Raw genomic sequence first — 23,657 nt, 5'->3', positions numbered from 1 at the left:
TTTACGCTCTAATCTTTCTTCATGCCTTGTCTTGCTCTGTTTGCTCAAACTCAAATTTACGACGATCCAAGCCTGCCATAATTTGCTCCCGCCCTGATTGCTTGATGTAATTTAAAAAGGCGGCAGCAACTGGCGATAGCGGTTTATCCTTTAACCATGCTAAATACCAGTGGCTGATAATAGGTAAGTGGTCAACATCTAATACTGCTAGGCCCTGCCGCTCACCAAACGCCAATGTATGTTCGGATAGAATGGATACACCTAGCCCTGACATCACCGAATGTTTTATCGCCTCGTTACTTTCAATCGTCATACGAATATTAAGCTGTAGGCCTTGCTTTGCCAGGTGCATCTCTATGGCATGACGGGTGCCGGAGCCTTCTTCTCGCATCAAAAAGGGGGCTTGGCAAAACTCGATTAAAGGGATAACACCTTGCTCTGCTCTTTGGGCTAATACGTGATCTAAAGGAGCTATAGCTTGCAGTCGATTGGGAAGCAGCTCCATCATTTCTAGGGCATCGCTTTCTGGCGGATGGCTGAAGACATAAAAGTCTTCTTCGCCGGAGCGTAAACGTTTAATAATTTGCTGTCGATTACCCACGTGAAAGCGGCCGTCAATTTGGGGGAATTTACGGCTAAAATCACCGATCAAGTGAGGAATAAAGTATTTAGCCGTAGTTACAATCGCAAGATTTAACGTACCTGTGGTTAGCCCTTGTAAGCCTGCCAGTTTCATATCAAGGCGTTCAAAACAACCTTGTACCTCAATCGCCGTTTTTACCGCTGCATGACCGGCCTCTGTTAGCTGTAACTGCCGCCCTACTTGATAATACAGGGGCATCGACATGCCATCGGATAACTTACGTAGCTGCATTGACACGGTTGGCTGGGTCAGGTGCAACTGTCGTGCGGCCTCGCTAATGCTGCCGTGATGATATACCGCTAATAGAATTTCTAACTGGCGTAACGTACCAACTCGGGCTTGCAGCCGTGACTCAGACATGACGTGCTCCGTTATTGCGTATCGGGTTTGATCGTGACAGGTAGCGATAAGCATTGCAGGTTAAAGCATAGATAAAAATCTATGTATCAGCTAGATATTATCTATTTTTATCTATTAAAGCTTTAGTAGACAATAGTCTGTATAAATTATGCTTATAAATAACAACCAATGGGCGGTTTGCATTTGGTTGGCGTGATATATAACCAAGATGATAGCTCGATAATAACAATACTTTGGAGATGGCTCTGCGTGGATAAAATCATTAAAGGCTTGCTCAATTTTCGCCAAAATGTCTACCCTGAACATAAAGATTTGTTTGGTGCTCTGGCGTCGGGTCAAAACCCTGACGTGCTTTTTGTCACCTGTTCTGACTCTCGTATTGACCCTAACTTATTAACGGGTACATCGCCGGGGGATCTGTTTATCTGTCGTAATGCGGGTAATATTATTCCACCCCACAGTAATGAAACCGGTGGTATGACAGCCTCTGTGGAGTACGCCGTTGCTGTGCTAGGTGTTCGCCATATTATTATTTGTGGTCACACCGATTGCGGTGCGATTAAAGGTGCTCTTGATATTAACGCGCTAGATGGATTACCCCACGTTAAAGAGTGGCTAAGCCACTGTCGGTCGGCGATGGAGATTGTGCGAGAACGACACGGAATTCCTCATAACACCTGTGTTGGCCATGAGCACTTGAATGAAGCGATCGAAGAAAATGTGTTGCAACAGGTGCAGCATATACGTACTCACCCAGCTGTTGCGGCCAAACTGGCGACCGGAAAAGTGGATATCCATGGTTGGATTTACAATATTAAAACAGGGGATGTCCGCTGCTGTAATTATCAAGATACCGAGTTCCATGATTTTGATGAGCAGTACGCTGATGTGATTCGTGCATTTACAGATTAAGGTCGTCATTAGGCCTGTTATTGTTAGATTAAGCGTACTAACTTACCTTTGGACAGGTTAGTACGTCTCTTGTCGTGATTATCTATTTTTATCTCTTGGTAAATTAATGCATAATAGTGCGCCTCTTTTTCGCTGAATCAGCCCTGTTGGTTAATTTCGTATTTAATTGATTAAACAGACATTTCACCCTATTTGGGTCTAGGTTGGTTAAGACAAACAGCTTAATTTTTCAGCCCGCTTCTTTGTCAGTTGCCTTACCCGATATTGGGTCAGGGTTGGTACTGTTATTTTTAATGGGTTTTAAATCGGCTATTAAATCGGAGAGCCACCGTATGAAATTTGCCAAAGTCACTATCGTAATGGGTTCCCAGTCTGACTGGGCCACCATGCAAGAAGCCACCAAGCCACTTGAGGCGTTAGGTGTTGAGTATGTTGCAGGTGTTGTGTCTGCTCATCGAACCCCACAACGATTGGTTGAGTTTGCAACGCGCGCCCATGACGAAGGTACCGAAGTGATTATCGCCGGTGCTGGTGGTGCAGCACATCTGCCAGGTATGATCGCAGCCGAAACTCATTTGCCGGTCATTGCCGTTCCTGTTGCAAGTCGTTACCTGAAAGGTATGGATAGCCTGCTTTCTATCGTACAGATGCCACGGGGTGTTGCCGTTTGCACTCAAGCTATTGGTGAAGCTGGCGCTTACAATGCGGGTCTTATGGCGGCACAAATGCTTGCTATGAACGATGAAGCCCTACGTGAACGCCTGATCGCCTTCCGTAAAAAGCAAACGGATAGCGTGGCGTTTGAATTGATTACGGATTAGCACTTGGCTTTCACTGTTTTAAACACATTTAGGGTTTAAAACTGAGCCGTTTAAAAGCATGTCATAGCGGTATAGCATCGGTTATAGCGCTAGCATGGGTTGCAGCATTTGAAAGAACGAGGATGACATAATGAAAGTTGCCGTTGTCGGTAGCGGCCAATTGGCTCGCATGATGGCTTTATCTGGTTGGCCTATGGGTATTGAATTTCGCTATTTGGTTCAACAAGGCGACTCTCTTGATCCCATTCAAAGCCTTGGTGAGGTCGTTTACGATGAAGACTATCCAGACGCTGAAGCTTTATATCGCGCGCTAGGCGAGCCAGATGTCATCACCGTGGAAAAAGAAGCGGTTGATACAGAACGCCTTAAGGCTCTACAGGCTTTTTGTCCTGTTTACCCTGATCCTAAAATGCTAGAGACTTGCCGTCATCGTGGACTGGAAAAAAGCTGGATCAATGAGCAAGGTGTTGATGTAGCGCCTTACCGTCGTACCGGCAGCCGCCAAGATATTCTAGAGGCCCTAGAGGTCATTGGTTATCCTGCCATCCTGAAAACCTGTACTGGTGGCTATGATGGCTACGGCCAATGGCGTATTAAAACCGCCGAAGATGCGGCGGCTTTAGACGAAGACGTATGCCGTTTGGATTGCGTTTTGGAAGGTTTTGTTGATTTCAAACGTGAAGTCTCTTTGATCGCTGTGCGTAATGCAAAGGGTGATGTTCGATTCTACCCTCTGGCCGAAAATCTACACCGTTCAGGCACGTTGCTCACCTCTAAGGCTCCAGCCCCGAACCTAACACCAGAATTGCAGCAACAAGCAGAAGAGATCGGTAATAAGCTACTGACCGCCTCAAACTATGTAGGTGTACTTGCGATCGAGTTCTTTGTGACGGAAGGCAAGGGTGTAAATGAAGAGGCTAGCAACGGTCAGGATCATTTAGTCGTTAATGAAATGGCCCCACGGGTTCATAACTCTGGGCATTGGACGCAGCTTGGTTGCATCAGCAGTCAATTTAACAACCACTTACGGGCAATTACCGGCTTACCGATTGGTAATACCCAAGCGCTGAAAATCAGTGGTATGGTGAATCTATTGGGTGTTGATATTCAGCCGACGGTATTGGTCGATAGCGAACAACAGCTACATGGCTATGGCAAGAGTCTACGCCCAGGTCGTAAAATGGGGCATATCAACTTGGTCGCTGATAGCTATGAAGCGCTAGATGAACAGCTTAAAGCGACTTTAGCCAAAGTTTACCCTCAAGGCTAAGCATAGGCGGGCAGATCTAGTTTTCTAGCCCAAGTGCGTAAGGTGCGACAAAAAAAACCGCGACTGGCCTCGCGGTTTTTTTGTATTATGCTTATTAGCATTCTAATGAATGATAATAAACAAGGGATCTGTCGTGTATAAAATAATTACCGCTGATGATCATCCTATCTTTCGAGAAGCCATCGCTAATGTTGTTCGTAGCCGTTACCCAGATAGCGACATTATTGAAACCTGCAACCTAGAAGATACCCTCAAGCAGGTGAGTGACGATGATGATATTGATTTAGTGCTGCTTGATCTCAATATGGATGGTATGGATGGCTTTCAAGGCTTAATGAAATTGAGAGAGGCTGCGCCCTCTATTCCTGTGGTTATTGTCTCTGCGGAGGAAGATAAAAAAGTGGTATTGCAAGCCATTACCTTCGGGGCGGTTGGTTTTATCACGAAATCATCACCAAGAGAGCAAATGCAAAAAGCACTAGAACAGATTCTAGCCGGTAGTGTCTACCTACCATCTGATATTATTCGAGGGGATACCCCTTCCACGACAGCTTTATCCGGCGCTCAAGCTCTGCGACAGCAAAAGCAAGCGGATGCTATTGACCCTGAGTTACTGTCATCCTTAACTCGCCGTCAAATTATTGTGCTGCAGCATATGATTCAAGGTGAATCTAATAAGCAGATCGCTTACACCCTATCCATTGCAGAGACAACGGTAAAAGCTCATGTCTCTGCCATCTTGCGTAAACTAGGGGTTTCCAACCGGATTCAAGCGGTGATTGCTGCACGGGATATTAACGTTGAAGACTATTTACGCCGTTAGCCATTGTTTATAGGTAAATTAAGTAGGTAAATTGAGTTAACGGTTTGTAGGTAAATAGCCCACACGGAAACTACCCCAGTGACGTCCATTGACCACTACAGGTACAGAAAGATCGTGTAACACCTCTCCAGTGTCACGTTTATAGGTTTGTAGTAACAGCTTTTCTTTGCTTTGGGCGGCACGGATACCGGTTTTATCATTGAAGAGTCGCTTACTGCGGCTTTTTACCAGATCAACCTCGGGGTTCCCTGTTTCTTTATGGTTGTATTGGTTGTTATGGGTGGGTACATAGCCCTGATCATCAATCATAATCGAATAAGCAAAGCCGTTACTGTTTAATGTATTCTCCTGTATCGCCGGTAATACTCGGTCAGTGAACTGATCAAAGCGGGTCGAGTATTTTTGCGGGCTGGTGCCTGGGATGGGTTTGTAGTTGCGATCAAACAGATCGTCTTGGCTTAGGGTGCCATCTTTAATCGCTTTCTCAAAAGCCTGCTGCACACTTAATGCGGCAGCGCGGCATGCGGCATAGCACTCTCGGTGTTGTCCCGCAGAGGCTTGTCGAGCGAGCTCTGCAGTAATGGTTTCAGCACCCGCCATTAGACTTTCTGCTTGCTGGGAAAGGTCGTGCATTTGGTCATTACCTTCCGTCACCTCTTCTTTTAAAGAGGTGATAGAGCGGGAGATATCCTCGATATGCTCATGGCTATGAACCACCGCATCCGCAATACCACTGATCTGATTTTCAACTTCGTCGAACTGGGCAGCCATATCGCCAAGGCGATTACCTACGGTTTCAACTTTTTCAGAGCCAAAATTGATGCGGGAAACCAAATCCTCAATAGTTGTCACCACTTCTTGAGTGCTGGATTGAATCTCTTGAACAATATCCCCTACTTGCTGGGTTGAGTCTGCGGTTCTACTGGCAAGGTTACGTACTTCATCTGCGACTACCGCAAAGCCACGACCATGTTCCCCTGCTCGGGCGGCTTCAATCGCTGCATTTAACGCTAAAAGGTTGGTCTGTTCAGCAATCCCTTCAATCACACGAGTAACGTCTTGAATACGGCCAGATTTTTCATTGAGCTGGTTAATCAGTTCTAAGGCATGATCGGTGCGTGCGCTAATATCACGCATTTGAGTGATCGCCTCTTGTAGCTCGTCTCTGCCTGTAAAACTATATTCTTTAGCTTGAGTTGCCAGCTCTGTTACGCTGCTAGCGTTGACCGATACCTGATGCATGGTCACTGTAATGGACTCAACTCGGGTGGCTACGGTTTCAACCTCACCCTGCTGAGTATCCAGGCGCTTTCCCATCTGATCGGCTAAATAAGACACCTCAGCGGTTGCGATCGCTGTTTTACTGGCAGTGCCGCCTAAGGCTTCTGCCATTTGACGCAACTTGGCATAGCCTCCCACAAAGCGGCTGATGGATGAACCTGCCATGCCTCTTTGCTGTAGCATATTTCTAGCTTCGGTAAGGTCTGTTGTTGAAACGTCATCTAGCTTTAGTAAGTTGTTTAATATCGGGTGAGAGCGACCACCACCGGCCCCTGCTATCATCCCAACAATAGGGATAAGGGCTGTTACGATTAAAGCGATGCCTATCCCTAACGAAATACTCCCTGACGTGATGCCGTAGCCAATTATTCCGAGAATAGGTATCCCCAAAACCCCTCGTATTACTTTTTGATTCGCAGCTAAACTCATATCAATTCTGCTCCACCTGCCTGCACAGGAAAATGTATTATTTTTGTAATTATTTTAGAAATGCTTTCTTATTATTAAGTCGCTTCATCATAAAGCTTGAAACCATGTGTATATTCACTACTTTAGTCCAAGAAACAAAATATAATGGCATTATTCATGGACATTTAGTCGTAATTTATATATGCAGCGCACAATAACGATGACAAAAGCAAATAGCAGGCAACAAAAAACCGCTTGTTTTCACAAACGGTTTCAGATGTTTCTGTTGCTTATCAATCTAGCAAAGCTTTGCTCACTTATGCCTGATCTTTCTATATCTGTTCTTTGGGTACAAAACGCAGAGCAACGCCATTATTGCACCAGCGTTCCCCTGTTGGCTGAGGGCCGTCATTAAACACGTGTCCTTGGTGTCCTCCACATCGTACACAGTGGTATTCGGTACGAGGGTAAATCAGTTTAAAGTCGGTAGAGGTATCAATATGCCCTTTAATAACGGTATAGAAGCTCGGCCATCCTGTACCGCTATCGAATTTTAGATCAGAGGTAAACAGTGCAAGATCACAGCCTGCACAACGGTACTCTCCTTCACGTTTTTCATCATTCAAGTGACTCGAAAAAGCCCGTTCGGTGCCTTCGTCTCGCAGGACATAAAACTGTTGATCGCTGAGGCGAGCCTTCCATTCTTTTTCACTCAGCTTTAATGGCGTAATACGATGATCCGGTTTATGGCTAGCCTCAACAGAGGGCACGAAGCTTATGGCCGCAGGCAATCCAACTAAAGCCTGTAAAAAAGTACGACGTTTCATCTCTTACTCCTCATTATCTCTTACGCATAAGAAAGGGTTTAGAGTATATACGTCGTGTCGGCGTAACTGGATGCAGGGCCATATTCATCTGAGCCAATCTTAATGCTTTCGTTGCCAAAAGCCTTGGCTGCCACCGGCCTGTTCGGGGTCAAACCAGTTAAGTGTGTCGTGTAGTGAGACAACTTCACCCACAATAATCAATGATGGTGGCTCTACTGCTTTATCCGCAATATGTTCTGCTAGTGTGCCAAGGGTTGCGATATAGTTTTTCTGGTTCCGAGTTGTTCCCTGTTGAATCAGAGCCGCTGGCGTATCCGCTGAGCGTCCGTGGGCGATCAACTGACGAGTAATCTCTGGCAAACCAACCAAACCCATATAAAAAACAAGAGTTTGTGCGGGCATGGCTAATTCTGACCAAGGTAGGTTTGTACTGCCATCTTTCAAATGACCGGTAACAAAGCGTACGGACTGGGCGTGATCCCGATGGGTTAACGGAATGCCCGCATAAGCGGCGCAGCCAGAGGCCGCAGTAATTCCCGGCACTACCTGAAAGGGTACTCGGTTTTGGCTAAGTGTTTCGATTTCTTCCCCACCTCGGCCAAAGATAAAAGGATCTCCGCCTTTTAAACGCAGTACTCGCTTCCCCTGTAAGGCAAGCTCAACGAGCAACTGGTTGATATCCCCTTGAGGCACCGCATGATCTGAACGGGCTTTACCCACATAGATGCGTTCAGCATCGGGCCTGCACAGGTCTACAATTTCAGGGGCAACCAAGCGATCGTACAGCACCACATCGGCCTGCTGAATTAGACGTACTGCACGTAACGTCAGTAGCTCAGGGTCACCAGGGCCACCGCCCACCAGATAGACCTCACCTACAACTGCAGATAATGGGTTAACTTGGCTTTCCGCAGTGGCTAAATTATTACTCAGTAGCTGTTCTGATTGCTCTTCCCGACCGGACAGCATTAATTCTCCGGCGGCACCTTCCAATTGCTGAGACCAAAAACGTTCACGCTGTTTCAGTGTTGGAAACAAAGCTTTTACACGCTCACTGCCAAGGTGAACCAGGTGCGCTAAACGGCCAAATGAGCGAGGAATAAGGGCATCCAGTCGCGCTTTCATAATACGTGCCAGCACCGGTGCCTCACCGGTTGATCCCACCGCGATCATTACCGGATGACGATCAATCAAATAAGGTAGAGAAACATTCGACCATTCAGGATACGTCGCCACATTAACTAAGCGCCCCTGAGCCTTTAAACGCATTGCTTGAGCTTTTAGTTGAGCAGGCTCACCCTCCACCAGAATAACCAGAGGAAATTGCTCCTGTTGACTTAAGGCCTGCTCCACAGACACTTCTTGTATATGGTGTTTTGCAACCAAAGCCCTCAGTTCATCACACAGTGGCTGAGATGCTGCCACTGTCACCCGAGCTTCCGCCCGTAGTAGTGCCTGTAGCTTACGCCGTGCCACATCATCATAACCAATCACAACAGCGCCAAACTCTTGGGTATTGGCCATTAACGGAAGCATTTTCATTAAACGGGTCTCACAGGCAGGTCAAATAAAGGTCTATATTATTTTCTTATAACAAAAATAAATATACAAGTTGTCTTTTATATCTTTTATGCTGGTTTTTTGTCTAAAAAAAACGGCCCATGCTTTTCAGCACAGGCCGTTCTGTCGGTGATAGACTTTATTGGGAATCAATTAACCAATAACCGTTACACCACCCATATAAGGTTGTAGTACTTCAGGTACGTGGATACGACCTTCGGCATCTTGGTAGTTTTCCATCACTGCAACCAGTGTACGACCAACCGCTAGGCCAGAGCCGTTAAGCGTGTGCAGTAATTCTGGCTTGTTGGTTTCTGGGTTACGGTAGCGCGCTTGCAAACGGCGGGCTTGGAAATCTTCAAAGTTAGAGCATGATGAGATTTCACGGTATTTCTGCTGACCTGGCAACCAAACTTCGATGTCATAGGTTTTAGCGGCAGAGAAACCGATATCGCCGCCACACAGGTTAACAACGCGGTAGGGTAGGTCAAGCAGCTGTAGAATCTTTTCAGCGTGGCCGATAAGTTCTTCTAAAGCTTCGTAAGATTTAGACGGCTCAACGATCTGCACCATTTCTACTTTTTCAAACTGGTGCTGGCGGATCATACCTCGGGTATCACGACCATAAGAACCCGCTTCGCTACGGAAGCATGGCGTATGGGCGGTCATTTTCAAGGGTAGATCTTTAGCGGCCAAAATCTCGTCACGTACCATGTTGGTTACAGGGACTTCTGCCGTTGGAATCAAATAATATTCACTTTCACCCTGCAGTTTAAATAGATCTTCTTCAAACTTAGGCAGCTGGCCTGTGCCACGTAGTGAGTCTTTATTCACCATGTAAGGCACATACACTTCAGTATAGCCGTGATCACCCGTATGGGTATTCAGCATAAACTGCGTTAGGGCGCGGTGTAGGCGCGCCAGGTCACCGCGCATGGTCGCGAAGCGTGAGCCGGTGATTTTTACGCCAGTTTCAAAGTCCAACAGACCGTTAGGTGCGCCTAGGTCCACATGATCTTTCGGCTCAAAGGCCAGTTCTTTTGGTGTGCCCCAGCGACGTATTTCAACGTTATCATCTTCGCTGTTACCCGCCGGTACGGATTCATGTGGGATATTCGGCAAGGTTAACAGTAGGTCGGTGAGTTGCTCTTGGAGCTCTGCCAGCTTTTGTTTGCCTGCATCCAAACGGTCGCCCATATCACTAACTTCTGCTAGTAATGGCTGAATATCTTCGCCGGAGGCTTTGGCTTTACCAATCGCTTTGGATCGCGTGTTGCGCTCATTCTGAAGCTGTTCAGTTTCGGTTTGCAGCGCTTTACGCTGCGCTTCCAGCTCCTGTAAGCGAGCTGAATCGAGTTTAAAACCGCGAATTTTCAGTTTTTCCGCAACAGCGTCCAGATCCGTACGGATCAGCCTTGGATCAAGCATTTTGATTACCCATTAGTTTCAGTCATATTCTCGGTTAGGCAAAATATTTGCCTAACCACATGCCGACGGCTACCGCAGCTAAACAGCAAGCGACACTAAGCACTATATATAACAGCGCTGCGTATATCCGTCCGCTTTGAAAAAGATTCAATGATTCCAGTGCAAAAGTGGAAAAGGTGGTGAATGCCCCTGTAAATCCGGCCATCAGTATTGCCTGACCATGGGGCTCTAGCTTGAGTTGCTGCACGATAACAGTATACAAAAAGCCAATGAGCACAGAACCCGCAATATTGACGGTCAGCGTGCCATAAGGGAAACCTCGACCAAGCCACTGCGTTACTAGCCCTACCACCCAATAGCGCCCCATAGCCCCAAATGCTCCGCCAATGGCTACGGCTAACATCTGATTCATGATGCCCCCTTGTTTTAGGTTTAATCATGGTTTAGCCATCATTAGGCTAAATAACGAGTATTGATTGGATCACGGAAATCTAAAGGGGGTCATTGTAGTGAAAAGCAGGGCTTAACCAAAGCCCTTGAGGTGGATTATTGCAGGATATCCATAAGATATATGGCTGAATTGCTTGATTCATCCATCGACTTGTTAACAATTAGCGAGCTTTCAGCCCGTTCATCGTCAATTATCAGCTTATTTTTAGTTAATATTTAGCAGTGATTGAGGTTATGCCGCCGCATCAGACTGAGTGAGTGATTTGTACAAACGCTTATACTCCTGGGCGACATGTTCACCAAACAAAGGGTCATCATGGTGCTGTAAACGGCTTTCAAGCTGTTGCCAGTCACTGTTCTGAAGTGTTTTCTCCAATAGAGGAAATACGTTGCCCTCTTCTTGGTTAAGGTGATCGTATTGTTGGCGTATAAAGTCTTCAAGCTGCTGGTTAAAGAGATCCATCGACACAATGCTATCCATTAAAATACTGTTAATGAGCTGTTGGAATTCATGGGTGTCGTGGCGAATCACTTTATGTTCCTGCTCAACGGCCTCTAGTACTGGCTGGCTGTCAGGGTAGTGCGCAATGGCATGATCGTAGATTTGATCTTCAAGAGGATGGTGGTGGGCGTCGGCATAATCAACAATGTAGGTGACAACATCCAGAATCAACTGATAATCCGGTCGTTCACCTGCTTTAAGCCGATCAAGCTTATCTTTTAAAACATTTAATAAACGGCTGAGATTCAAATGATCTAAATGCAGTTGTGACATGATATGACTCATGATCACCTCCTGTGTATCCGGTAGAGAGGGCAATCGCTTGGGCGATTATGCGTATTGATTAATTCCGCGTCTCTATCGAATATAGTCACCCTTGGTGAAATGAGGAGTGACCTATATCAAAAATGCCTGATATTTTTTAAGGGTGCTAGGGGAGGAGGCACAGGTCATAGCCATCGCTTTTGATCCTTGTGTCGTTTTTGATCTCTGTATTAATATCGTTTTCGATCACTAACGGCATCTTTTTCCGCTAGCCACTCCAGCTTTTGGGCGATTTTTTGCTCAAGGCCTCGATGTTCGGGGAAATAATAACGGGTATCGGCTAACGCCTCTGGAAAGTAGTTTTCACCGGCTGCGTAGGCGTCGGGTTCGTCATGGGCATAACGGTACTCCTGGCCAAAGCCCATCCCTTTCATTAATTTGGTGGGTGCGTTGCGCAGGTGAACGGGCACATCAAAGCTGCCGGTTTCAGTCACATGGGCACGGGCTTTATTATAAGCTTTGTAGACAGCGTTACTTTTTGGTGCAGAGGCCAAATAAAGAATCCCTTGAGCCACCGCCAGTTCACCTTCTGGGCTGCCAAGACGCTCCTGAACATCCCAGGCGCTTAAGCATAGCTGTAAAGCCCTAGGGTCTGCATTACCAATATCTTCACTCGCCATACGCACGACCCGCCTTGCGATATAAAGAGGGTCGCAGCCGCCATCTAACATGCGACAAAACCAGTATAGAGCAGCATCCGGCGCTGAGCCTCGTACTGATTTATGCAGGGCGGAGATCTGCTCGTAGAATAGATCGCCACCTTTATCCATACGCCGCGTACTTTCCGCCAGCACTTCGGACATAACTTGAGCATTAATCCTGCGGCCTTGATCGGTATCCTCTGCTAAATCAGCGGCAACCTCTAGTAAGTTAAGTCCACGGCGGGCATCGCCATCAGCGGCTTTAGCTAATAACTCCAGATGCTCATCGGTAACCTGTAGTGCTTCCTGGCCAAGACCTCGCTCAGAGTCACTTAACGCCCGGCGCAATACATCAACTAAGTCTGCATTTTCTAAGCGGCGCAGAACATATACCCGAGCTCGGGAAAGCAGGGCGTTGTTGAGTTCGAAGGAGGGGTTTTCTGTTGTCGCACCGACAAAAATAAAGGTGCCATCTTCCACGTAGGGCAAGAATGCATCCTGCTGGGATTTGTTGAAGCGATGTACCTCATCAACAAATAACAGCGTTTTACCGCCGTGGGCGCGGGTTTGTTGGGCGCGTTCTACCGCTGCCCGAATCTCTTTTACCCCAGAAAGTACGGCGGAGATACTTTCAAAGCGCGCTTTTGTCAGTTCTGCAATCAAACGGGCCAGGGTTGTTTTACCTACCCCCGGCGGCCCCCAAAAGATCATTGAGTGTAATTGGTCACGTTCGATGGCTTGACGCAAGGGCTTATTTTTAGCCAGTAAGTGTTGCTGACCGCAGTATTCATCTAGGGCTTTTGGGCGCATTCGAGCCGCTAGGGGCTGCCATTTAGGCTCTTCAGCAAAAAGATCCATTGTTAGTAGCGTTCCCGTTTATTGCAAAATAACATCAACATCTTCCGGTACCGCAAAGCTAAAACGGTCATTCGGCAACGAAGGATTAAGCTGGGTATCATACAGCTCAATGGATGTGCGCTGGCCTAGGCTATCAGACAGCAGCAAGCTGGATAGCTGACCGCCTGTAAAGCTCAAACGCAACTCTTCAAAGAGCGAGTCTTGCTCAATAGGCACCAGTAAGTACTCTTGGAAGCGTTCGCTGTCTCGGGTGAGTTTGACGATAAAGCGTTGCTCAATAGCGTCAATATCACCGCTCAATAACATAGCTGGTGTTCTGCTCTGGTTTGGGTCAAGGGTCTGAATGCTGACTTGTTCCAGATCAGGATCATACAGCCAAAGGGTTTCACCATCAGAAACAACGGTTTGAGGGAACGGTGTCTCGGTACGCCAATAAAATTTCCCCGGACGGGCCAAACTTAAGTGGCCGGACACTTCCTGTAAGCGGCCACCTTTTGCATCCAAAATACGCTGTTGGAAATTAGCATCTAGGCTGGCCATGTTTTTCAGTAACCTTGTTAGCTGATCAACGGGCGTTGCAGCAGCCTGTACAGAGGAAACCTGAAGGGCCATAACGAAAAAGAAAGCGCAAGAAAACGCCATAAAAAACGATACAAAACGCTGCATATAATTCCTTACTAAGATGCTATGAGTCATGAATGACGATTAAGATCAGGGCTTTTACCTAAGCTCTCAAACGAGATACCGCCTTCTTCTGAGACACCACTTTCTCCCCATCCGTTCAATGTAGAGGCCGTATCTTCCGGTAAATCATGGGGGCTTTCGTTTTCGATATCCTGATTGATATTTTTATCAATGCTTTTTGTTTCTGAGGTTTTTATTTCCCAGCCTTTTACTTCCGAATCCTTTATCTCAGAGCTTTCCATTTCATCGCGTTCTATTTCAGGATTTTCCATCTCAAGGCTTTCTATGGTTTCAGGTGCTCTCTCTGTTTTATCGCTAAGGGACTCTGCCTTAGCTCTGTCTTCGCTGAAGCCTAAATGGGGTTCTGATTCTGGCTCATCTACCGGAATAAAGGCAGATGGAAATGAAATTTCTGGCTCAATGCGTTCAGATATACGTTCAGAGCTTGGTCGTGGGGTTTTATAGGGCTCTTTTAGGCTGAAAATAGGCGGCAGCAGGGGGAGCTGGTTTTTAAGGCGTTGAAACCAATGCTCTTGTTCTTGAGGCTCGTCGTAGAATACTGCCGGATCATTGTCATGAATATCTGCCTGGCCATGCTCGTTCGCATCGGCTTGAAGCGAGGGGCTGTTATCTTGACTATCACCTTGATGACCATCCTGAGACTCCGTATCAATCTCTTCTTGGGGAAAAGAATCCGGCATCAAAACAGGTGTAAATGGAGCCATTGAGGGAGCTGGTGTTAATGGCGTAGTGGTGAATGACGATGGTGTGAAAAAAGCATCGTCTTGATTTTCAAGATCATTTTTTTCAGAAATGCTTTCGGGTTTATTCTTAAGCTCGCTGCTTTCGGCGCTATTTCCTAGTCCGTCACCGTTTCCAAATTGTTCACTTATCTTACGTCGATATACCTGGCTGGTATCCGGTGCAGAGAACTGTTCAGGTAAGCCTGCGCTTGAATCGCGGGCTTCCTGTCGTAGCCATTCAAACACCTTGATCGTACTGGTTTCAGCATGAAAACCTAAGGTGTCTATGATCAAAAGCCAGGACCAGCCCGTTAATAATGAAAAGCCGATCATCCAAAGGCCTAGCATTATTAGGGTTGCGCCCATCAGGCCTAGGTTGTACTGAAATAAACTGGTAAATGCCTCACCTACCACGCCACCTGGCCCACTGGGCAATAGACTGTCAGGCTGGAAAAAGTGCAAGCTTGCAAGAGTTGCGTTAGCGCAGACCCAAACGACAAACCCTAAGCCGCGCAGACCAAGCGCGCTGCCGCCGATCTCCTGTTGCTCTGTGTTCTGTTCTTCCTGCCATTCTTCTTGCGGCCCTACTAGCTCTTCTCTTTCACCTCTGAAAAATATACGGTGGAATGCATAGTAAAGCATCACCATAGGGATCATATAGGCGGAGTAGCCTAAAAAGCTGAGCAATAGATCTGAAAAATAGGCACCAAAACGCCCCAGCAGGTTCTCAGGCATACCTTGAGAACGGCTACTGGACCAACCGCCATCATTCGGGTCAAAGCTTGCTAGGGCCAATACAATAAGACTGCACAGTCCTAGCACTAGAATAACAACCCATTCACGGGCTCCATTACGAATACGGTCTGCAAGTAGGTGATCGGTCTCAAACGGCTTGTTCGATGAAGGTTGTTCGTCTGTTGTCATGAAACATCCACCCTATTGAATTATGGCCTTATAATACCTTAGCGAAGAGAGAAGCAAAACGAAGGCATCCAAAAACCTATGAATGAGCTGTTTTTATGATAGAACTGCCCTGGCTCGACCCCGAGCAACCCCCGTTATTTCCATCGGTAGATGAGGCTTTAAGCGATCCCCCAGGCTTGTTAGCCTTTGGTGGGCAGTTGAATGCCCATTGGTTACTACATGCCTACCAAAGCGGTATTTTCCCGTGGTTCAATCCAGGAGAGCCAATTCTTTGGTGGTCTCCTAGCCCACGCATGGTGATTTTGCCAGCGGAGTTCAAGGTGCGACGCAGCTTAAAAAAAACACTCCGCAAGCAATTATACGATATTACCTTTGATCAGGATTTTAAATCCGTTTTAGAAGGTTGTGCAGCAGCAAGAAATTACACCGAAGAATCTTGGCTAACACCAGAAATGCGCCAAGCTTATTTAGCGCTACACCACGCTGGATATGCGCACTCTGTTGAAGCGTGGCAAGACGGACAATTAGTTGGTGGCCTTTATGGTGTTGCTATTGGACGTATTTTTTGTGGTGAGTCGATGTTTGCTAAAGCAACGGATGCATCCAAGGTTGCCTTTGTCCATCTAGTTGAGCAGCTAAAGGCATGGAAGTTTGAGCTAATCGACTGTCAGGTTTACACTGATCACTTAGCTAGTTTCGGTGCTAAAGAGATCGAAAGGCAGGTTTTTCTTGGTTATCTTGCAGAATATGCCAATGTAGCGATGCCACTGGAATCAACATCACCTGAACTCTGGTGTTTGGAACAACGCATTAAGGAGTCTGTGCTTTGAGTAGCGATACGCCCTTTATAGAACCTCAACTGCGTTTTTATATGACTGTGCCTCATGATTGCAGCTATTTAGATGATCACATAGCAACCTCGTTATTTTTAGACCCAGAACAACCGGTTACTCGGCAAGTTTATGATTTGCTCACCTTAGTAGGTTTTCGTCGAAGTGGTAAACACCTTTACCGCCCTAACTGTAAGGGCTGTAATGCTTGTATTTCTGTGCGAGTGCCGACGGAAAGCTTTCAGTTAAAGCGTAAGCATCGTAAGGCATTAAACCGTAATAAAGATTTGAAAGCGAAGGTGATGCCTGCACGCTTTAGAGAAGATCATTACGCTTTATACGAGCGTTATATTAATGAGCGTCATTCCGATGGAGATATGTACCCGCCTTCAGAAGAGCAGTACAAGTCGTTTCTCAATTTGGATAAAAACTTTGCTCATCTAGTCGAATTTCGAGACTCAGAGGGCACGCTCGTGGCGGTATCCGCCATGGATACCCTAAGCGACGGTCTGTCGGCTATTTATACATTCTTTGATCCTGATCTAACACGCCGTTCATTAGGGGTATTCGTGGTATTATGGTTGATTCTACATGCCAGAGTTCACCATTTACCCTACGTTTATTTGGGATATTGGATTGAGAACTGTCATAAAATGAGTTACAAAACCGAATACCAGCCCTTAGAGCAGTTAAAAGATCATCATTGGCATCCCGTGACTTTTATTGATGATGAGCACGGATCTTAATGAACAACTTTAATGAGTAATACCGTTGGATGATCTTTTTGGCACCAAATGTTCTGAAATAAAGGGACTGAACTGCCTAAATTAGTGGCAATTGACCTTTCTCTCACTCTTTTTTTAGCTTTTTACTGGGAACTTTTGATTAGAGAGAGAAAATAAGGCAAAATACGCGCGCTTATTTGTTTGTGTGGCGTTTGTGTGTGGCGTCATCCGATTTACCACTGAGCTTAGCAGCACTCAATTATTCGCATTCAATGCTCTAACAAATTAGCTAGCCTAGCTAAAGTGAGCATGGCATTAAGTACAGCAGAAGAACCCGAGGTAATTCCTGCATGGCAAAAGAAGAATCTATTGAAATGGAAGGCACTGTGGTTGACACGCTGCCAAACACAATGTTCCGTGTAGAACTGGAAAACGGTCACATTGTAACTGCCCATATTTCCGGCAAGATGCGTAAAAACTACATCCGCATCCTGACTGGCGACAAGGTTAAAGTGGAACTGACGCCTTACGACCTAACTAAAGGTCGTATCGTTTACCGCGCTCGTTAATATAACCGGCGGTACAGTTTTAGGAGAACCCAGCAATTGCTGGGTTTTTTCATATCTGGGCTAACGTTAAAGCTTTTGGTTGAATTAAAACAGGGCAAAAAAAAGCCCTGCCTAAACAGAGCTTTTTTTCTGAGCTGGCGCGGGTTACGCCATTTCACCTGTTTTTTCAGCTTCTAGTACAATCTCGCCATTATCGTCGAGGGAGACATGTACTTCTCCGCCGCCGGTTTCTGATAGATCACCGAATAGAATAATTTCTGCTAACGGCTTCTTGATCTTCTCTTGGATTAAGCGCGCCATTGGGCGAGCGCCCATCTCTGGATCATAGCCATTTTCCGCTAACCAGTATTTCACGTCATCATCCAGTACCAACTGTACTTTTTTCTCATCCAGCTGTGCTTGCAGTTCCACCAGGAACTTATCAACCACGTTGCGAATCATCTCAAAGTTCAGTGCCGAGAATTGAATAACACCATCTAGGCGGTTACGGAATTCTGGCGTAAAGGTTTTCCGCAGAGCTTCCATACCATCCGTACTGTGATCCTGATGTGAGAAGCCAATAGAGCGGCGACTGATCGCCTCAGCACCCGCATTGGTTGTCATAATGAGAACAACATTACGGAAGTCTGCTTTGCGGCCATTGTTATCGGTTAGCGTACCGTGATCCATAACCTGCAGTAGCAGGTTGAAGACTTCAGGGTGCGCTTTTTCAATCTCATCCAGTAAAAGAACGCAGTGCGGATTCTTCGTCACAGCTTCGGTCAGTAGGCCGCCTTGATCATAGCCAACATAGCCAGGGGGCGCGCCAATTAAGCGTGAAACCGTATGACGTTCCATATATTCCGACATATCAAAGCGAATCAGTTCGATGCCCATGATATTAGCCAGCTGTTTGCTGACTTCAGTTTTACCCACCCCTGTCGGCCCTGCAAATAGGAAGGAACCTATCGGTTTTTCAACGGATTTCAGTCCAGCACGGGAAAGCTTAATCGCATTTGACAGGGATGTAATGGCATTATCCTGACCAAACACCAACATCTGTAGATTCTTCTCCAGATCCAGAAGCACTTTTTTATCAGAGGTCGTAACACTTTTTGGTGGAATACGAGCAATCTGGGCCACAACGGCTTCAACTTGCGGCACATCAATGGTATCCACCCGTTGATCGACGGGCAGCAGACGCTGATAAGCGCCAGCCTCATCAATAACATCAATGGCTTTATCTGGCATATGGCGATCATTAATATAACGATCAGCCAGCTTAGCAGCGGCTTCTAGTGCTTCGTTGGTGTAGCTGAGTTCATGGTGTTTCTCAAACCGGCTACGCAGACCCTTAAGAATCGCAATGGTGTCATCAACCGATGGTTCCATTACATCCACTTTTTGGAAGCGTCGAGCCAGAGCACGATCTTTCTCAAAGATGCCTCGGAATTCTTGGAAGGTTGTCGAGCCAATACAGCGAATCTCACCGGAGCTAAGCAAGGGTTTTAGTAGATTCGATGCATCCATCACACCGCCAGAAGCGGCACCGGCACCGATAATAGTATGAATTTCATCAATAAACAGAATGGCATGGGGTTGTTTTTTTAGCTCGCCGAGCAACGCTTTTAGGCGTTTTTCAAAGTCACCACGGTATTTTGTACCAGCTAACAACGCGCCCATATCAAGGGAATAAACGATGCTCTCTTCAATAACATCGGGGACTTCGCCATCAATAATGCGTTTTGCTAAACCTTCCGCGATGGCGGTTTTACCTACGCCCGCCTCACCCACTAGCAAGGGGTTGTTTTTGCGACGACGCGCTAAAATCTGAATAACACGTTCAACCTCATGCTCACGACCAATTAAAGGGTCGATTCGACCTAGGCGGGCCTGTTCATTGAGATTGGTGGAGTAGCTGGTTAATGGATTGTTTGCACTGCCTTCTTGAGTACCATCTTCAGTCTCTTCATGGCCCTGCTCTTGCTCCATCGGCATATCATGGCCGGACACTTTAGAGATACCATGGGAGATATAGTTAACCGCGTCCACCCGAGCCACATTTTGTTGACGTAGGAAGTAAACCGCTTGGCTTTCCTGTTCGCTAAAGATCGCGACCAGTACATTGGCACCGGTTACTTCGCTGTTACCGGAAGATTGCACATGAAAAACAGCACGCTGCAGTACACGCTGAAAGCCTAGAGTAGGCTGGGTTTCACGTTCAAGTTGATCATCAGGAATTAGAGGCGTCGTCGAGTTGATAAAGTCCTGCAGCTCGATGCGCAGCTTATTCATATTGGCACCGCAAGCCTGAAGCACGCGTGATGCAGAGTCATTATCTAGCAATGCCAGAAGTAAATGCTCTACCGTCATAAATTCATGACGTTTACTGCGCGCTACGGTGAATGCAGCGTTTAATGTTGATTCGAGGTCTTTGCTTAACATGAGACTACCCTCTCTTGCCGCTCTATTTTTTAGTATCGGCCCTGAATTCTGGTATCAGCCCGCGAGGCCTTAATCAATCGGCCTGCTCAATATCACACATCAACGGATGTTCATGTTCTCTTGAACATTGATTTACTTGGGCACATTTGGTTTCAGCAATATCCTTGGTAAAAATTCCGCACACACCCTTGCCTTGAGTATGCACTGCCAGCATGACCTGCGTGGCTTTCTCCTCATCCATATTGAAAAATACGGAGAGCACTTCAACAACAAACTCCATCGGTGTGTAGTCATCGTTCAGCATCACTACTTTGTACATGGATGGACGCTGAAGTTCAGGTTTTGAGGGAGCAACGGCTACTCCGCTGTCACCGTCGTCCTGAAAAGGATCTGAGTGTTCGTCCTGATTAACGATGGTGAAAAAAAGATCTGTCATAGCAGTACCGCTAATCCTCTATTTCTAAGTTTAGTTTAAATGACACATTAGTTAGAAAAATAAGCACTGTCTTCATTAAACTCAAGTTTATAAATCATTCACAAAGACAAAATTCATCATTTTAGGCTCTTGTGATGGAGTCAGAATTCTAACGTTTCAGTTTTTTTAAACCCTTATACCCTTCAGTTTCTTTCAACGTTTAGCACCCTTCTACTTCTATTATGGGGCTGATAATCTTGTTATAAAGCAAAAGTAAGGAAAAATTGTTGAAAGATTGAAAAGACACAGCCCTCATAGTTAAGCCTCAACTCTAGCATGTATAACTCCTGCTCCGGTTGTTTGGCGTGTACTTCTTGGCTGCTTGTTGCTTTTTCCAGTTCCTCTCATCCCTGGCATCTGCTCACTTCTAGGTTGTATTATCTATCTTGGTTGTACTATAGATCACGCTTTTCCCTGACGATTTTGATATCCAATTGACGCTAAAAAGGACCATCCTTAACTATGAGTCGGCTTTTTCTGTTTAATAAACCTTTCCAAGTATTATCTCAATTTACCGACTCTGAAGGTCGTGCGACGCTTGCCGATTTTATTTCTACGTCGGGTATCTATCCGGCTGGGCGTTTGGATTATGATTCAGAAGGTCTTTTGCTGCTAACGGATGATGGCAAGCTGCAACACCGAATCGCGTCGCCGGATATGAAGTTGCCGAAAACCTATGTGATTCAAGTGGAGGGTACGGTAACAGAGGAGGCGTTGCAGCAATTGCGTCAAGGGGTCGAGCTTAAGGATGGCCCAACCCGCCCGGCCAAGGCTCGAAAAATTGCCCCGCCAAACATTGCCGAGCGTAACCCTCCGGTACGAAAGCGGGAAAGTATTCCAACAAGCTGGGTTGAGTTGATTATTAGTGAAGGCCGTAATCGACAAGTGCGCCGTATGAGTGCTGCGGTTGGTTTTCCTACGCTTCGTTTGATCCGCACTCGTATTGGTCATTGGTCTTTAGAGGGCATAGAAAGTGGTGAGGTTAACGTGCTAGAGGTTAACCTTCCGGTTGTTAACAGCCCGAAGAAAAATACAAAAAAGCCCCCTAGAAAAACAGTATCGCAGGCGAGAAAACCAAGAAGTTTAGCTTCAACAGGTGAAAAATCGACTAAGCGCCCTAATATCTTTAAAAAGCCCCGTAATCGCTGAATAATTTAGCAATTTATGTTCAATTAACCATTGCCTACTGCGATCGATGAGTCTTATCGCAGTGTTTTATACTCAAGGAATTCTATGCTTTCACGCAATGATGTCTGGAAACCCAACTGCACCGTCGCCACCGTTGTCGTTAAAGATAATCGCTTTTTGTTGGTTGAAGAGTGGAGCCAAGGCCGCCCTGTATTTAACCAACCGGCGGGGCACATTGAGAAAGATGAAAGCCTGATTGAGGCCGCTGTCCGTGAAACCCTAGAAGAAACGCGCTGGGAAGTGCGCGTTACCGGTTATATGGGGCTGTATATCAATAAGGCGTCGGAACAGCTGACCTATCATCGGCATTGCTTTATTGCTGAACCGGTGGCGCATCACCCTGAGGCCGCTCTCGATACAGGTATCATTGATGCACATTGGCTAACATGGGAACAATTGCTTGAACAGGAAGATAAAATGCGCAGTGTAGCGGTGCTTAAATGTTTTGCTGATTTTCGAGCAGGCAAACACTATCCGTTAGACTTAATTGTGGATTTTGATCATGCTAAAGCAGATAACGCGTAGACGGATTAAGCGACTTTAACTGCGCTTAGAAGCAACATCCGGTATAATGTTGAGCTTGGTTTTACTCCAAAAAATACTGTGCTCAAACACTGATTAATCTTAACTTTTTTAAGTTAAGCTCATGTTAAACCACCTAGTAGTGAGTAGTAGTGAACTACGTTTTAATGAGTAGTGAGCTGCGTTTTAATCCAGTGCAATACGTTTTTAATCTTATGCGATAAAGCGTCCCAAACAACCCGATTAGTGAAGCATCATGTCCCATAGCCAACATTTTTCTAACCATGCGCCAACAACCGATACACCAGCGACTGACGCTGTAAAAGCCTCTCAAGATAATAGCCAAACCAAGGTTATTGTGGGTATGTCCGGTGGTGTTGATTCATCCGTATCCGCAGTCTTATTGATGCAGCAGGGTTATCAGGTTGAAGGCCTGTTTATGAAAAACTGGGATGAGGATGATGGCACGGAATACTGCACCGCTAAAGATGATTTAGCGGATGCTCAAGCGGTGTGTGATCGCATCGGTATTAAACTGCACAAAGCTAACTTTGCCGCTGAATATTGGGATAATGTCTTCGAACATTTCTTGGAAGAGTACAAGGCAGGCCGCACCCCTAACCCTGATATTTTGTGTAATAAAGAGATTAAGTTTAAGGCTTTTTTGGAATACGCAGAAGCCTTGGGCGCAGACCTAATCGCTACCGGTCATTATGTTCGCCGGGGCGAACAAGACGGTAAAGCCACGCTGTTAAAAGGTCTGGATAACAACAAAGATCAAAGCTACTTCCTTCATGCGGTCGGCCATAACGAGATCGGAAAAACGCTGTTTCCTGTGGGCGAAATTGAAAAGCCTGAAGTACGGCGTATCGCAGAAGCCCATGAATTGATCACCGCCCGTAAAAAAGATAGCACCGGTATCTGTTTTATTGGTGAGCGCCGCTTTAAAGACTTTTTACAGCAATATCTGCCCGCGCAACCGGGGGATATCTGTACGCCAGAAGGTCATCTTATTGGTCAGCACAGCGGCCTGATGTATTACACCATTGGCCAGCGTCAGGGGCTGGGGATTGGCGGTCTAAAAGAGTATTCCGAAGATCCTTGGTTTGTGGCCGGTAAAGATCTTGATAACAATATTCTAACGGCTGTTCAAGGTACGGATCATCCCTTACTGTTTAGCCGAGGCCTTAAAACCGAAAGCGTTGACTGGGTTGCCGGTCAGCCTCCGGTGACGGGTGAATTCCGCTGCCGAGCTAAAACCCGCTACCGCCAAGATGATCAGGCCTGCTTGGTTAAACCGTTAGGTGATAATCAGTTTGAAGTGATCTTTGATGAGCCTCAACGGGCGGTAACGCCGGGGCAGTCCGCTGTTTTCTATCTGGATGATGTTTGTCTAGGTGGTGCTGTTATTGAAGCAACTTGGCGTGATAATGAGCGAGATAGCGACCAGCCATAACCTAAGCTG

The 23,657-nt window shown here is 46.3% G+C and carries 22 protein-coding genes; 10 read left to right on the top strand and 12 right to left on the bottom strand.

The window, feature by feature from the left end; genetic code table 11:
- Nucleotides 1–19 precede the first annotated feature (19 nt).
- On the bottom strand, nt 20–1,003 hold the full coding sequence (locus G517_RS17190) for a LysR family transcriptional regulator (RefSeq protein WP_051205783.1): 984 nt from the start codon (nt 1,001–1,003) through the stop codon (nt 20–22).
- 249 nt (nt 1,004–1,252) lie between these two features.
- Between G517_RS17190 and G517_RS0100600 the strand changes: the two genes are divergently transcribed.
- The 4 genes from G517_RS0100600 (at nt 1,253) to G517_RS0100585 (ending at nt 4,829) form a co-directional block, all read left to right on the top strand.
- Complete coding sequence (locus G517_RS0100600) at nt 1,253–1,915, top strand: carbonic anhydrase (protein WP_028302779.1); 663 nt, start codon at nt 1,253–1,255, stop codon at nt 1,913–1,915.
- 332 nt (nt 1,916–2,247) lie between these two features.
- Complete coding sequence (gene purE / locus G517_RS0100595) at nt 2,248–2,736, top strand: 5-(carboxyamino)imidazole ribonucleotide mutase (RefSeq protein ID WP_028302778.1); 489 nt, start codon at nt 2,248–2,250, stop codon at nt 2,734–2,736.
- A 130-nt stretch (nt 2,737–2,866) separates the two neighbouring features.
- A complete protein-coding gene (locus G517_RS0100590; RefSeq protein ID WP_028302777.1) occupies nt 2,867–4,006 on the top strand; it encodes a 5-(carboxyamino)imidazole ribonucleotide synthase in 1,140 nt (379 codons plus the stop codon).
- A 133-nt stretch (nt 4,007–4,139) separates the two neighbouring features.
- The gene (locus tag G517_RS0100585) at nt 4,140–4,829 is read left to right on the top strand and encodes a response regulator (RefSeq protein WP_028302776.1); all 690 of its coding nucleotides are present in this window, start codon (nt 4,140–4,142) and stop codon (nt 4,827–4,829) included.
- A gap of 36 nt (nt 4,830–4,865) precedes the next feature.
- Here the strand turns inward: G517_RS0100585 and G517_RS17185 are convergent, their stop codons facing one another.
- The 9 genes from G517_RS17185 to G517_RS0100540 form a co-directional block, all read right to left on the bottom strand.
- The gene (locus tag G517_RS17185; protein ID WP_051205780.1) at nt 4,866–6,539 is read right to left on the bottom strand and encodes a methyl-accepting chemotaxis protein; all 1,674 of its coding nucleotides are present in this window, start codon (nt 6,537–6,539) and stop codon (nt 4,866–4,868) included.
- Nucleotides 6,540–6,850: 311 nt separating this feature from the next.
- Nucleotides 6,851–7,345 (bottom strand): peptide-methionine (R)-S-oxide reductase MsrB, encoded by a 495-nt coding sequence (gene msrB / locus G517_RS0100575; protein ID WP_028302775.1) that lies wholly within the window; start codon nt 7,343–7,345, stop codon nt 6,851–6,853.
- A gap of 99 nt (nt 7,346–7,444) precedes the next feature.
- A complete protein-coding gene (gene cysG / locus G517_RS0100570) occupies nt 7,445–8,887 on the bottom strand; it encodes a siroheme synthase CysG (RefSeq protein ID WP_028302774.1) in 1,443 nt (480 codons plus the stop codon).
- 171 nt (nt 8,888–9,058) lie between these two features.
- Complete coding sequence (gene serS / locus G517_RS0100565; protein WP_028302773.1) at nt 9,059–10,333, bottom strand: serine--tRNA ligase; 1,275 nt, start codon at nt 10,331–10,333, stop codon at nt 9,059–9,061.
- Nucleotides 10,334–10,367: 34 nt separating this feature from the next.
- Complete coding sequence (gene crcB / locus G517_RS0100560; RefSeq protein ID WP_028302772.1) at nt 10,368–10,745, bottom strand: fluoride efflux transporter CrcB; 378 nt, start codon at nt 10,743–10,745, stop codon at nt 10,368–10,370.
- Between the two features lie 270 nt (nt 10,746–11,015).
- The gene (locus G517_RS0100555) at nt 11,016–11,570 is read right to left on the bottom strand and encodes a hemerythrin domain-containing protein (protein ID WP_036589970.1); all 555 of its coding nucleotides are present in this window, start codon (nt 11,568–11,570) and stop codon (nt 11,016–11,018) included.
- Between the two features lie 209 nt (nt 11,571–11,779).
- The gene (locus G517_RS0100550; RefSeq protein WP_028302770.1) at nt 11,780–13,108 is read right to left on the bottom strand and encodes a replication-associated recombination protein A; all 1,329 of its coding nucleotides are present in this window, start codon (nt 13,106–13,108) and stop codon (nt 11,780–11,782) included.
- An 18-nt stretch (nt 13,109–13,126) separates the two neighbouring features.
- Nucleotides 13,127–13,774, bottom strand: a complete 648-nt coding sequence (lolA, locus tag G517_RS0100545) for an outer membrane lipoprotein periplasmic chaperone LolA (protein ID WP_051205778.1) — start codon at nt 13,772–13,774, stop codon at nt 13,127–13,129.
- A gap of 26 nt (nt 13,775–13,800) precedes the next feature.
- The gene (locus G517_RS0100540) at nt 13,801–15,459 is read right to left on the bottom strand and encodes a DNA translocase FtsK 4TM domain-containing protein (protein WP_028302768.1); all 1,659 of its coding nucleotides are present in this window, start codon (nt 15,457–15,459) and stop codon (nt 13,801–13,803) included.
- 95 nt (nt 15,460–15,554) lie between these two features.
- Here G517_RS0100540 and aat point away from each other — a divergent pair, with 95 nt between their 5' ends.
- From aat to infA, 3 genes are all read left to right on the top strand, one after another.
- Nucleotides 15,555–16,289: a leucyl/phenylalanyl-tRNA--protein transferase gene (gene aat / locus G517_RS17180; protein ID WP_051205775.1), complete on the top strand. Its 735-nt coding sequence runs from the start codon at nt 15,555–15,557 to the stop codon at nt 16,287–16,289.
- On the top strand, nt 16,286–17,035 hold the full coding sequence (locus G517_RS0100530; RefSeq protein WP_028302767.1) for an arginyltransferase: 750 nt from the start codon (nt 16,286–16,288) through the stop codon (nt 17,033–17,035). The genes aat and G517_RS0100530 overlap by 4 nt, the downstream gene beginning before the upstream one ends.
- Before the next feature lie 329 nt (nt 17,036–17,364).
- Nucleotides 17,365–17,583 carry a translation initiation factor IF-1 gene (infA, locus tag G517_RS0100525; RefSeq protein WP_028302766.1) on the top strand — a complete coding sequence of 73 codons (219 nt, stop codon included), beginning with the start codon at nt 17,365–17,367 and terminating at the stop codon, nt 17,581–17,583.
- Nucleotides 17,584–17,727: 144 nt separating this feature from the next.
- On the opposite strand, the gene clpA is transcribed toward infA, so the two are convergent.
- Nucleotides 17,728–20,007 (bottom strand): ATP-dependent Clp protease ATP-binding subunit ClpA, encoded by a 2,280-nt coding sequence (gene clpA / locus G517_RS0100520; protein ID WP_028302765.1) that lies wholly within the window; start codon nt 20,005–20,007, stop codon nt 17,728–17,730.
- 73 nt (nt 20,008–20,080) lie between these two features.
- Nucleotides 20,081–20,443, bottom strand: coding sequence for an ATP-dependent Clp protease adapter ClpS (gene clpS / locus G517_RS0100515; RefSeq protein ID WP_028302764.1), 363 nt, complete (start codon nt 20,441–20,443; stop codon nt 20,081–20,083).
- A 501-nt stretch (nt 20,444–20,944) separates the two neighbouring features.
- Here clpS and G517_RS0100510 point away from each other — a divergent pair.
- From G517_RS0100510 to mnmA, 3 genes are all read left to right on the top strand, one after another.
- Nucleotides 20,945–21,631: a pseudouridine synthase gene (locus tag G517_RS0100510; protein ID WP_028302763.1), complete on the top strand. Its 687-nt coding sequence runs from the start codon at nt 20,945–20,947 to the stop codon at nt 21,629–21,631.
- 84 nt (nt 21,632–21,715) lie between these two features.
- The gene (locus G517_RS0100505; protein WP_028302762.1) at nt 21,716–22,195 is read left to right on the top strand and encodes an NUDIX hydrolase; all 480 of its coding nucleotides are present in this window, start codon (nt 21,716–21,718) and stop codon (nt 22,193–22,195) included.
- 253 nt (nt 22,196–22,448) lie between these two features.
- Nucleotides 22,449–23,648, top strand: a complete 1,200-nt coding sequence (mnmA, locus tag G517_RS17175; protein ID WP_084631989.1) for a tRNA 2-thiouridine(34) synthase MnmA — start codon at nt 22,449–22,451, stop codon at nt 23,646–23,648.
- Nucleotides 23,649–23,657 lie beyond the last annotated feature (9 nt).

The organism is Oceanospirillum maris DSM 6286, from assembly GCF_000422865.1.
GTDB lineage: Bacteria > Pseudomonadota > Gammaproteobacteria > Pseudomonadales > Halomonadaceae > Oceanospirillum > Oceanospirillum maris.
The sequence above is the reverse complement of the archived record's forward strand: the minus strand, read 5'-3'. Positions and strand labels throughout refer to the sequence as shown.